The organism is Coprococcus sp. RTP21428st1_C9_RTP21428_210409, assembly GCF_040227395.1.
Classification (GTDB): Bacteria; Bacillota; Clostridia; order Lachnospirales; family Lachnospiraceae; genus Coprococcus; species Coprococcus aceti.
In genome coordinates this window covers 87,717-100,850 of record NZ_JBEHVV010000002.1, presented here as the reverse complement: position 1 = coordinate 100,850, position 13,134 = coordinate 87,717, and the positions used below count along the sequence as shown (strand labels likewise).

General features: G+C 44.5%; 8 protein-coding genes. 1 reads left to right on the top strand and 7 read right to left on the bottom strand.

The features are described from left to right. Positions 1 to 119: 119 nt before the first annotated feature. From ppdK to ABUA34_RS00995, 3 genes are all read right to left on the bottom strand, one after another. Positions 120 to 2,756, bottom strand: coding sequence for a pyruvate, phosphate dikinase (ppdK, locus tag ABUA34_RS01005; protein ID WP_015534133.1), 2,637 nt, complete (start codon positions 2,754 to 2,756; stop codon positions 120 to 122). Positions 2,757 to 3,192: 436 nt separating this feature from the next. Beyond that, a complete protein-coding gene (locus ABUA34_RS01000; protein WP_022216005.1) occupies positions 3,193 to 4,437 on the bottom strand; it encodes an aspartate aminotransferase family protein in 1,245 nt (414 codons plus the stop codon). Positions 4,438 to 4,490: 53 nt separating this feature from the next. Continuing rightward, a complete protein-coding gene (locus ABUA34_RS00995; RefSeq protein ID WP_022057995.1) occupies positions 4,491 to 5,888 on the bottom strand; it encodes a glycine--tRNA ligase in 1,398 nt (465 codons plus the stop codon). 295 nt (positions 5,889 to 6,183) lie between these two features. Between ABUA34_RS00995 and pdxR the strand changes: the two genes are divergently transcribed. Next, a complete protein-coding gene (gene pdxR, locus ABUA34_RS00990; RefSeq protein WP_349822697.1) occupies positions 6,184 to 7,641 on the top strand; it encodes a MocR-like pyridoxine biosynthesis transcription factor PdxR in 1,458 nt (485 codons plus the stop codon). A gap of 69 nt (positions 7,642 to 7,710) precedes the next feature. On the opposite strand, the gene recO is transcribed toward pdxR, so the two are convergent. From recO to ABUA34_RS00970, 4 genes are all read right to left on the bottom strand, one after another. Further along, a complete protein-coding gene (gene recO, locus ABUA34_RS00985; protein ID WP_022216007.1) occupies positions 7,711 to 8,454 on the bottom strand; it encodes a DNA repair protein RecO in 744 nt (247 codons plus the stop codon). A 97-nt stretch (positions 8,455 to 8,551) separates the two neighbouring features. Continuing rightward, positions 8,552 to 9,451 (bottom strand): GTPase Era, encoded by a 900-nt coding sequence (gene era, locus ABUA34_RS00980; protein WP_015534137.1) that lies wholly within the window; start codon positions 9,449 to 9,451, stop codon positions 8,552 to 8,554. A gap of 140 nt (positions 9,452 to 9,591) precedes the next feature. Then, a complete protein-coding gene (locus ABUA34_RS00975; protein WP_055144205.1) occupies positions 9,592 to 12,501 on the bottom strand; it encodes an insulinase family protein in 2,910 nt (969 codons plus the stop codon). Positions 12,502 to 12,537: 36 nt separating this feature from the next. Then, complete coding sequence (locus ABUA34_RS00970) at positions 12,538 to 13,041, bottom strand: cytidine deaminase (RefSeq protein ID WP_161171773.1); 504 nt, start codon at positions 13,039 to 13,041, stop codon at positions 12,538 to 12,540. Between the last annotated feature and the right edge of the window lie 93 nt (positions 13,042 to 13,134).

The window sequence follows — 13,134 nt, the reverse complement described above, 5'->3', positions numbered from 1 at the left end:
TCTCCTTTTGGATATGCATATTTTTTACAAAAAAGTCCCTGTAACCACCTCATGGCAATTACAGGGACTCATATTGTCTTTATTAAGCTAATTACTTACAAGTTCTGTTCGTCCGAATCCTACTTGTTAGCGATTGCAGCCTGAGCAGCAGCAAGTCTAGCGATAGGTACTCTGAATGGTGAACATGATACATAATCAAGACCAATCTTGTGGCAGAACTCAACTGATGAAGGATCTCCACCGTGCTCACCACAGATACCGATGTGAAGCTTTGGATTAACTGGCTTACCAAGCTTAACTGCCATATCCATGAGCTTACCAACACCTGTCTGATCAAGCTTAGCAAATGGATCGTTCTCGAAGATCTTAGCATCATAGTAAGCATTTAAGAACTTACCAGCATCATCTCTTGAGAATCCGAATGTCATCTGTGTAAGGTCGTTTGTACCGAAGCAGAAGAAGTCAGCTTCCTTAGCGATCTCATCAGCTGTAAGAGCTGCTCTTGGGATCTCGATCATTGTACCAACCTCATACTTAAGATCTACGCCAGCAGCAGCGATCTCAGCGTCAGCTGTCTCAACAACTACCTTCTTAACGTACTTAAGCTCCTTAACCTCACATACAAGTGGGATCATGATCTCTGGCTCAACTGTCCAATCTGGATGCTCCTTCTGAACCTCGATTGCTGCACGGATAACAGCCTTTGTCTGCATCTTAGCGATCTCTGGATATGTTACAGCAAGACGGCATCCTCTGTGACCCATCATAGGGTTGAACTCATGGAGTGAGTTGCAAAGTGCCTTAATCTCCTCAACGCTCTTGTTCTTAGCAGCAGCAAGCTTCTCAATGTCAGCCTCCTCTGTTGGAACGAACTCATGAAGAGGTGGATCCAGGAATCTGATAGTAACTGGGTTACCCTCAAGTGCCTCATAAAGAGCCTTGAAGTCTCCCTGCTGATATGGAAGGATCTTATTAAGAGCTTCCTCTCTCTCTTCTACTGTATCAGAGCAGATCATCTCACGGAATGCTGCGATTCTCTCTGGATCAAAGAACATATGCTCTGTACGGCAAAGACCGATACCCTCTGCACCAAGCTCACGTGCCTTCTTAGCATCTGCTGGTGTATCTGCATTTGTTCTAACCTTAAGTGTTCTATACTTATCAGCCCATGCCATAACACGGCCGAATGTTCCTGCGATCTGAGCATCAACTGTCTTGATAACTCCATCGTAAATGTTACCTGTTGTACCATCGATTGAGATGTAATCTCCCTCATGGAATTCCTTGCCAGCGAGTGTGAACTTCTTGTTCTCCTCGTCCATAACGATATCGCCACAACCTGATACACAGCATGTACCCATACCACGGGCAACAACTGCAGCGTGTGATGTCATACCACCACGAACTGTAAGAATACCCTGTGCTGACTTCATACCTGTGATATCCTCTGGTGATGTCTCAAGACGTACAAGAACTACCTTCTCGCCTCTAGCTGCCCATGCCTCAGCATCGTCAGCTGTGAATACGATCTTACCACAAGCAGCACCTGGTGAAGCGCCAAGTCCCTTGCCCATTGGTGTAGCTGCCTTAAGAGCTGCTGCATCAAACTGTGGGTGAAGAAGTGTATCAAGGTTACGAGGATCGATCATTGCAACTGCCTCTTCCTCTGTCTTATGTCCCTCATCAACAAGGTCACAAGCGATCTGAAGAGCTGCCTGAGCTGTTCTCTTACCATTTCTACACTGAAGCATGTAAAGCTTCTTGTTCTCAACTGTGAACTCCATATCCTGCATATCATGGTAGTGATTCTCAAGAGTCTCACAAACCTTGATGAACTCTGCATAAGCATCTGGGAACTCCTGCTCCATCTGAGCGATTGGCATTGGTGTACGAACACCGGCAACAACGTCCTCGCCCTGTGCATTGATAAGGAACTCACCCATAAGCTTCTTCTCACCTGTTGCAGGGTCACGAGTAAATGCAACACCTGTACCAGACTCATTGTTCAGGTTACCGAATACCATAGGCATTACGTTAACTGCTGTACCCCATGAATAAGGGATATCGTTGTCTCTTCTGTATACGTTCGCACGTGGGTTATCCCATGAACGGAATACAGCCTCGATAGCTAACTTTAACTGCTCAACTGGGTCTGAAGGGAAATCTGTTCCTAACTGGTTCTTGTACTCTGCCTTGAACTGCTCAGCAAGTGTCTTGAGATCCTGTGCTGTAAGCTCTACATCGAACTTAACACCCTTCTCTTCCTTCATCTTGTCGATGAGCTGCTCGAAGTACTTCTTACCAACTTCCATAACAACGTCTGAGAACATCTGGATGAAACGTCTGTATGAATCGTATACGAAACGCTCGAATGCTGGATCTGGGTTGTGTGCTATCATAGCTGCAACAACGTCATCGTTAAGACCAAGGTTAAGGATTGTATCCATCATACCTGGCATAGATGCTCTTGCACCTGAACGAACTGATACAAGTAATGGATTCTCAAGATCTCCGAACTTCTTGCCGTTGATCTCCTCCATCTTCTTAACGCCATCCATAGCCTGAGCCATGATCTCGTCATTGATCTTACGGCCATCCTCATAGTACTGAGTACAAGCCTCTGTTGTAATTGTGAAACCCTGTGGAACTGGAAGACCAATTGCTGTCATCTCTGCAAGGTTTGCACCCTTACCACCGAGAAGATTACGCATGGTCATGTCGCCTTCGCTAAACATATAAACCCACTTGTTTGCCATTTGTTTGTTACCTCCTACGTAAACTTTATATTTCATGGTGTGAAGTCCCCGTGAAGTCTCCACACGCGCTAGACTGATTATAACATATATGTCAACATTAGCAAACTCTTTTTTCTATATTTTGTGTATAAACCAGTCCATTTTTACATATAGTTGAATTATATGTATATTCCATTATATTACGCTTAATTACAGCAACATTTGTGTGCCGACCTGAAACAGACCGGCAACTGATCTTCGCTGACCAGTATTCAAAAATTTCCAAATTGGCAAACTGCTCGCACAGCCCTATTCATCCCACCAAAAACATAGGCTGCGGAAAACTCCGCAGCCTATGTTTAACTTTATATCATGTCGCCTATCGGCTTCATGTGGATATTCGCATTATATCAGTCTTGCGCAATTACAACTGTCACAATGCTCATTAAATTACAAATTACTCACCATCAATAGCTGCCTTGAGAATATCAAGACCTGCAATAAGATCCTCATCTGAGATGATAAGTGGTGGCATGATCTTGATGACCGCGTTGTCACGGCCAGCTCTCTCTATTACAAGACCCTTCTTGAAAGCTCTTGCTGTGATGGCACCTGCTGTTGCATCGTCCTTAACCTCTACGCCCCAGAGGAGTCCGATACCACGTGTTGCAATTACATTTGGATCGCCGTCTATATTCTTCTCAAGATACTCTCTAACTATCTCGCCCTTACGTCTTGTCTCTGCCTCGATGTTGTTGTCAAGCATGAACTCAAGTCCTGCCTTTGCAGCTACCATTGAGAGCTGGATTCCACGGAATGTACCTGAATGCTCACCCGGCTTCCAGAGATCATACTCAGGCTTGAACATTGCAAGTCCCATAGGGAATGGGTATCCGCCGATTGACTTTGAAAGTGAGAACATATCAGGCTTGATTCCTGCTCTCTCAAATGAGAAGAATGTACCTGTTCTTGCACAGCCTACCTGTACGTCATCAACAACCATAAGGATATCGTTCTTATCACAGAACTCACGGAGTGCCTTGAGGTACTCTACTGAGAATACATTTACACCACCATCTGCCTGTACTGTCTCGATAAAGATTGCTGCAGGCTTCTCAACACCTGAATGATCGTCATCAAGAAGTGTCTGCATGAACTTGATCGTATCAAGCTCTGGGAACATGTAAGGAGCTGGAATGTGGTATACGTTGTCAAGTCCAACGCCTGCTCCTGCACGGCTTGCAGCATCACTTGTAAGTGATATTGAGCCAAGTGTCATACCATGGAAACAACCCATATATGCCCAGATCATCTCTCTCTTCTTGACCTTACGTGCAAGCTTTAAGAGTGACTCAACTGCATTTGTTCCTGTAGGACCTGCGAACATGATCTTGTAATCAAGTCCTCTAGGCTCAAGGACCTTTTTCTCAAAAAACTCGATGAATTCAGCCTTTGGTGCTGTCATCATGTCAAGAGAATGCATGATTCCATCGCTCTGGATGTAATCGATAACCTTCTCCTTTATATAATCATTGTTATGACCATAGTTCAGCGCGCCTGCTCCTGCGAAGAAGTCTATATACTCCTTACCATTCTCGTCATACATCTTGGCTCCCTTGGCCTTTGTAAATATCTCTGGGAAACTTCTGCTGTACGATCTTACATTTGCCTCGTATTCTGAAAATAACTCTTTACTATGCATCTTAATGCCTCCTGTAATTCAGTGTCCCGTATTATCTCCGGTCACACCATCAATTAATATTCAAATTTCTTCTCAAAGTAAGCCTTCAGATCTTCAATCTTGACTCTCTCCTGCTCCATGGTATCTCTGTCACGAACTGTGACTGCTCCATCCTCAACAGAATCGAAATCATATGTTACACAGAACGGTGTTCCTATCTCATCCTGTCTTCTATATCTCTTACCTATGTTGCCTCTGTCATCGAACTCACAGTTGTAGTACTTTGAAAGCTCTGCATAAATCTTCTCTGCACCCTCGTTGAGCTTCTTGGAAAGTGGAAGCACACCGATCTTAACCGGTGCAAGCTGTGGGTGGAAATGAAGGACTGTACGGATGTCTGGCTTCTCCTCTGTTCCGATGTTCTCCTCGTCATATGCAGCACACAGGAATGCCAGTGTAACACGGTCAGCACCAAGTGATGGCTCGATTACATATGGAATGTACTTCTCCTTTGTCTCGTCATCGAAGTACTCCATGGACTCTCCTGATGTATTCTGGTGCTGTGTCAGATCGTAATCTGTTCTGTCAGCGATTCCCCAGAGCTCACCCCATCCAAATGGGAATAAATACTCGATATCTGTTGTTCCCTTGGAGTAGAAACAAAGCTCCTCAGGTGAATGGTCACGGGCTCTCATCTCATCATCCTTGATTCCGAGATCCTTGAGCCAGTTGATACAGAAGCTTCTCCAGTACTCAAACCACTCCATATCTGTACCCGGCTTGCAGAAGAACTCAAGCTCCATCTGCTCGAACTCTCTTGTTCTGAATGTGAAGTTACCAGGTGTTATCTCATTTCTGAATGACTTTCCTATCTGGCCAATTCCAAATGGAACCTTCTTTCTTGAAGTTCTCTGTACATTCTTGAAGTTGACAAATATACCCTGTGCAGTCTCCGGTCTCAGGTATACAGTGTTCTTGGCATCCTCAGTTACACCCTGGAATGTCTTGAACATAAGGTTGAACTGTCTGATGCCTGTGAAGTTGTGCTTACCACATGTTGGACAGCAGATATTGTTCTTCTCAACGTACTCTTCCATCTGCTCGTTGCTCCATCCGTCTACTGCGCCCTCTGGAACAACTCCGTTTTCAGCCATAAAGTCCTCTATAAGTTTATCTGCACGGAATCTCTCATGACACTCTTTGCAATCCATAAGAGGATCAGCAAATCCTCCAAGGTGGCCTGAAGCAACCCATGTCTGTGGGTTCATAAGGATAGCACAGTCAACTCCTACATTGTAAGGGTTCTCCTGGATGAATTTCTTCCACCATGCTCTCTTAACATTGTTCTTGAGTTCAACTCCGAGATTACCATAGTCCCATGTATTTGCGAGACCACCGTAAATCTCTGAACCTGGATAAACAAATCCTCTGCTCTTTGCCAATGCAACGATCTTGTCTAATGTCTTTTCCATTGTAATCCTCCAAATCATATTCGAATTTGCATTTTTTCACTCTATCCGCCTTATTTTATACTCATTCAAATATTTTTGCAAGGTTCACGGCATATTTTGTAATATTATTTATACAAAGCTACTATAATTTGTGCCGTCAGACATCACCTTATGACTTCTTCTTATTGCTTACTCGCTATGACTCTTGTATAATAGCACCAGATTGGTTCTTTCTAAAGTTCCAATTTCAAGTATTTTTATAGTTCCAATTTGCAGTATTGGAATATGAACAAATCAAGTAATACGCAAATATCCAATGATACAAGGTATTTTTAACGCTTATAATATGCAGGAAAGGAACACGGAAATGATATCAATAGACAAGGCCTCCGATAAGTCTCTATACGAACAATTATATGAACAAATGAAATCCGAGATACTTAATGAGCACTATGCTGCAGGCGAAAAGCTACCTGCAACAAGGCAGCTAGCCGCCGAACATAAGCTGAGCCGCAACACAGTAGTATCTGCTTACAACCAGCTTGAACTTGAAGGATATATACGCTCCGTGACAGGCTCAGGCTACTATGTTGAGAACATCTCTGCATTTTCTCCGGACAGAAAAACAAGACAAAGCCACAATATACAACATTCTTCCAGACAATCAGGAAAGACATTTGACTATACATTCAGCTATGGCAATCTGGACTACAACTGCTATCACTCAAGGGCATGGCGCAAATGCCTTATGAACGCCTGGGACATGATATCCATGGCCGATACCGCATCTTATCAGATGTCACAGGGAAGTTACACCCTCCGCAGTCTTATCACCGAATATCTGTACATGTCCAGAGGTGTAAACTGCACACCGGAGCAGATCATTCTCACGAGCGGTCACCAGAGATCAATAGATATAATCACGCATATATTCAGTCCGTCAGACTATTCATTTGCCATGGAGGACCCTGGCTACAACGGAACATGGGAGATCGTCAGCCGGAGTCCTTTCAGGATCATTCCAATACCGCTTGAGGACGACGGTGTGTCCATAGAACACATCCAGCGTCTCAGGGACACTCTGCTGTATGTAACGCCATCCCACCAATTTCCTATGGGAAGCATATTGCCTATCAGCAAGAGGCTGGAGCTCATAGAGTGGGCGGCTCAATCGGGAAGTTATATCATCGAGGATGATTACGACAGCGAGCTCAGATACCAAAGCAGACCAATTCCATCCCTGCAATCCATCGATAACAGCGACCACACTATATATCTCGGGACATTTTCCAAATCCATGTCACCGGATCTTCGAATATCATATATGGTGCTTCCAGCAGATCTGATGAAGGCATATGAATCCAGTTATTCACACACCAACTGCACAGTTCCAACGGTTCTGCAGCTTGCACTTATTGAATTTATACAGAGTGGTAATTATCAGCGCCACATAGGCGCCATGAAGAATCACTATAAAAAGAAGCATGATTATATATTGAATTATGTGAAACAGAATCTTGAAGATGATGTGATCATGTATGGTGCCGGAGCCGGTCTCCACTTTGTGGCAGAGGTTAAGAACTCAAAGCTTACCCAGACAGAGCTCATATCAGCTTTTGAACAGAAAGGCATACGAATCTTCTCCACAGAACCATTCTGGATAAGAAAGAATCTCTGTCCTGAGAACCAGCTTCTGTTTGGTTTCAGCGCCATACCATATGAAAAACTTCCCGGCGCGATGAAGGCGTTCTCTAAAATAATACACTCTCTGTGATTTGTATTTTAGACAGGTAATATACAAAAAGAAGAGAATCTCACGTCATGTAGGATTCTCTTCTTTTTTTCATGGCAGCGAGTCTATGATCTCCACCGATTTGAACTTCCTGTCCACATACATATCCATGAACTGCTTCGACACTAGCTGTATCTCCGCCAGTACAGGATCTGACACATTGAAGTTGTACATCTTGCCAAGCGGTGCACCATTTATGTATTGTATCGTGTATACTGCGTCATCCGATAGATGAAGCGGATGTTTTGCCCGGCCTTTGCATCCATCGCAGAGCAGTCCACCCGATGCTGCATCGAATACATTTGACACCTCAGCCTTGCCACATACCGGACAGTGGAAGCTCTGTATTCCCTGTCCGAACACATCCATAAGCTTTATCTCGTACACGCACCTGATGAGCTTTGCTGGCATCTGCCCCTTCTCCAGAGCCTTAAGACTCACATACAGAAGATTGAGGTAATCTGCTGCCCTGTCTCCCTCATGGGTCATGAAGCCCATGACCTCGCAGAAATACGATGCATAACAGTATGCATCTATGTCCATGGTGAGCTGATGGAAATATTCATCCACATCTATATTCACAAGCCTGTATGAATCCCGCGCCGGGATCAATGTAAAACTTCCCATGACAAACATCTGTGTCTTGGACTGGAGCGGATTCGTTCCTCTCCTCACACCTGTTGCAAATACTGTGATCCTGCCCCGTTCTTTGGTGAGGACCACCATTCTCCTGTCATATTCGCTCTGGAGGCTGCTGGACAGTACAATTCCATGCAATGTTACTTCTTCTCTCAATTGTATATCCACCTCCATAACAAATTTAACATGACAAGATCGGCAAACTATGCACTGCCCGCAGCAACTGCACATTTACCGATCCTGTTTGCACACACTACTCGTCTCTAAACCCAAAGTTCCTTAGCAATGTATCTGTATCTCTCCAGTCCTTCTTGACCTTTACCCAAAGCTTCAGATTGACCTTGGTGTCAAGAAGTCTCTCTATTCCATATCTCGCATGAGTACCGATCTTCTTCAGCATGACGCCCTGCTTTCCTATGATGATTCCCTTGTGGGAGTCCCTCTCACATATGATTGTCGCATCGATATCGATCAGGCCGCCATCCGGTCTCTCTTTCATGGAATCAATCACAACTGCAATACCATGGGGAACCTCTTTATCAAGCTGACGGAGCGCCTGCTCCCTGATGAGTTCGGCAACTATCTGTCTCTCCGGCTGGTCAGTGATCGTGTCCTCATCATAATACTGTGGTCCATACGGAAGATACTTCATAATGGTATCTATGAGCTCATCTGTGTTCTTGCCCTTTAATGCCGACACAGGAACTATTTCCGCAAAGTCACAGGCATCTTTATAGGTATTTATCGCCTCAAATACCTTGCTCTCCTCCACGTTGTCTATCTTGTTCACAACCACAATTATAGGTGTCTTTACATGCTGGAGCTGTTCTATGATATACCGCTCTCCTGCACCGATAAATGTTGTGGCCTCAACTATCCAGAGAACCACATCGACCTCATCCAGCGTACTCTCAGCAACCTTGAGCATGTACTCTCCAAGCTTGTTCTTCGCCCTGTTTATTCCCGGTGTGTCCAGGAAGATAATCTGTCCCTTATCGCTGGTATACACGGTCTGTATCCTGTTTCTCGTGGTCTGCGCCTTGTTGCTTGTTATCGCTATCTTCTGTCCTATCAGTCTGTTCATAAGTGTCGACTTTCCAACGTTTGGTCTGCCTATGATGGACACGAAGCCTGATTTGTATTCTTTATTCATATATCTCCTTCATCCTGCATGCGCAGGCTAACCTACGCATACGCATCTAGCTTTACTATGTCATGACCCTAATTCGCCGCTCGCAAGTCATGCAAGCACGCCCACTCACTTGCGCTCATTATATCGACTGTCGGCTATACCTAGAAAATCGCAAGTACATCCTTGAAGTTGTCCTTATTCTCCTCTATCTTGCTCTCTCCGCCGATGGCGCAGATGATTCCTGAATCCGTAACAGCCTTCACAAGTGGTGCAAGGGCTCTGATGGCATCTCTGTCTGTGGAGAGGATCTTGTCACGCTCGCTCTGGATCTGCTCATCTGTAACACCCATAAAGTATCTCGCCATGTGGCTTATACCCTCCGCAACAGGAGTCGTCGGCGCATCTATCTGAGCCATGGTTCCAATGATATACTTGGTCATATCTCTGTCTGAGCACTCAAAGTTCTCCACGAACTTATATGCATTCTTGAATATGTCATATGTCTCCATGAGGTTTGGATCTCTGTATGAGCTCATATAGCAGGTTCCATTCCTGAGGAATGAGCACATGGCACCATATGCGCCGCCCTTCACACGGACATTTTCCCACAGATAACCATATGAGAATATGATTTTGAGAACGCTCAGTGAGCTGTCGTACTTGTATCCCGCATCCTCAAAATTACCCGCTATGGCAACATACTGAACCTGGCTGGCTGTCTTGAAGCCCTCATTCTTGAGATCCTTCTCAAAAGGCTTCACATCCTTATGTGCAGGTCTTGTAGAGAGTGCCATGCCAAAGTCCGCAAATGATTCCTCAAGCAGATCTGTCACGTCCTCATTTCCTGTATATGAAACCGTAAGTGCCCCCTTTCTGAGTACCTCTGCAAGGGCATACTGAAGCTTCTCAATGAAGTCATCGTACTTCTCATCGAAGTGATCCACTATGTCACACAGGAATTCATAATAAGCGATTCCACAGGTCTCATCCGTGAATCTTGCTCCCTCATCTATATAGGACATGGCTCTGGTGTATGCGGTCACATGTCCCGATGCAGCCATGCCATTCTTCATGCTGGACTTCTCCTCCGTCAGGAGCTCCTTCAGTCTCTTCCTGTCATCGATCTTAGATGAGAACATAATCTCCTTCATCAGTTCAACGGCATATGGAAGCTTCTCATAGAGTGCCTTCATTGACACGTAAAAGAACTTCTTGATATCCGTGTCACTGGCATATCCAACCATATCAAATTCTATTCCACCTATATTACTGTCTATCTCATTTGAAAGCTGTCCATAGGTATGCTTCTCTGTGTCAATATATTTAAACAGGCATGACAGCACAGCAAGATATGGCACAAGGTCATTATCTATATCATTTATATTGAAATAGAACCTCAGATATCCTATACCGTTTGTAAATATATCGTGGCTTACAACCGGAAGTCCGCCGATCTCAGACTCAACATTCTTGAGCTTCTCAGCCTCTTTGTCAATGTCATCTATCGCCAGAAGCGGAACCTTGGCAAGATCCTCTGCGGATGAAGGAGTCGCCTGATACTCCTTGAGCGCCTTTGTATCCTCCACGATCTTCTCAAGCTCCTCACGGCTGAGCGTAGCCTTGTATGCCGCAAGCTCATCAGCGATCTTCTTCTCATTCTCCTGGTCAAGACCCTTCTTAGGGTTCATGGTGAGATACAGGCCAAATGTATTATCAATGAAACATTCCTTTATAAGCTGCTCAAAGTATCCATTCTGAAGATCCTCTCTCAGCTCCTTATACACATCATTCATCTCAAAAAACATGAGTGCCTTGGTATCGTCATACAGCCAGCTGTTAAATGCATCCAGTCCGTACATAAGTCCCTTAGGAAACCTTCCAAAATTGGCCTCCTTGTGCTTGAACTCAAACTTGTTGATTGCAGCCTCAACCGCATCCTTATCTATACCATGGCTGAGTTCTTCAAATGTATCATCTATTATCTTTATGAATCTGTCCTTATCGTTCTTATCCGCGCCTCTTGCTATGATAGAGAATGTGGTCTGCTGACAGCCATTGTCAAATGAGCTGTAGACCTCCTCGCCTATACCCGCATCAGTCAGAGCTTTCTTCAGGACAGCTCCCGGCGCATCCATGAGCACGTACTCAAGTATTTCAAGGGCTGTAACCTTCTTCTTTTCGGTGCTGAGCCCTGTTATCTTGCTGTATGTGAGTATGGAATTGTTCTCCTCTGGATCAGTATCAGCTATGGAGTACTCCTTAGTGATATCCTTCATCTCGTCAAATGGCTTCTGAAGAGGGATCGCTGAATCTATCTCCTTGTAATCGTAATGTGACAGATACTCCTCATCTATAAATTCCAGCTCCTTCGCCATATCACAGTCACCATACAGATAAATATAACTGTTCGATGGATGATAATATGTCCTGTGGAAATCTCTGAATCTCTCAAGGGTGAGTGTAGGTATGGATACCGGATCACCGCCTGAATCATTGCCATATGGAGTGTCCGGCATGAGTGATGACTCTATCTCTCTGTACATAATCGACTCAGGACTTGAGTACACGCCCTTCATCTCATTATACACAACTCCGTTGTACTTCAGGTCTCCGTCCATAGAGTCAAGCTCGTAGTGCCAGCCCTCCTGCTTCATGATCTCATCATGTATATAGATATCCGGATAGAACACTGCATCCAGATACACACTCATGATGTTCTCAAAGTCCTTCTGATTGAAGCTCGCTATAGGATATACCGTCTTGTCTGAATAAGTCATGGCGTTTAGGAAGGTGTTCAGAGAACCTTTTGCCAGCTCAACAAATGGATCCTTTACCGGATATTTCTTTGAACCACAAAGCACTGAGTGCTCAATTATATGAGGTATTCCTGAATCATCATATGGAGGTGTCCTGAAGCCTATATTGAATACCTTATTCACATCGTCATTCTCAATGATGAGAACCCTTGCCTTTGTCTTTATATGCTCCAGCACATATCCCTTGCCATGTACCTCCGGTAGATCCTTCTCCTCAACTATTCTGTAAGCCTTTAAATCTTTGATATTTCCCAATTCATATTCTCCTTCTATATAAATTTTCAACGCTCACTATTCCATCTGTCCGGCACCAAACGAAGCCGGAAGAAACTCTGACAATCTTCTCATGTCGTAATCATCCTCTGAATGTGCTGCGATAACATACATATCCTCAGAAAATTCCGAGAGCACCTGTCTGCATATCCCACATGGATATGTTATTCCATTTATCCCTGTACTATTCAGGCCACCGACAATAGCAATCGCTTTGAAATCTTTATAGCCACTACTCACTGCATTACACACCGCTGCACGTTCTGCGCATATAGTTGCACCATACGAGGAATTTTCTATATTACAGCCCGTGAACACTCTGTATTCATTCGCATTTCTATCGCGGCTGTCTGTCTCTCTGCCAACGACTTCATCTGCATCCGAAGAATTCTCCCGGCCAGCCAGGAGTGCTGCCCCAACCTTAAACTGTGAGTACCTGGCATATGCCATTTCTCTCGCCTCTACCGCTTTCACAATAAGACGCCTGATGTCTGTATCTTCAATAATATAATCACTCTCCATAATACAGGACCTCCTTTCTGATACCTTCTACGCACTTCCATAATAATAACACTAATCCACCTTTAGATTCAATCACCCACACAGTATTAAACG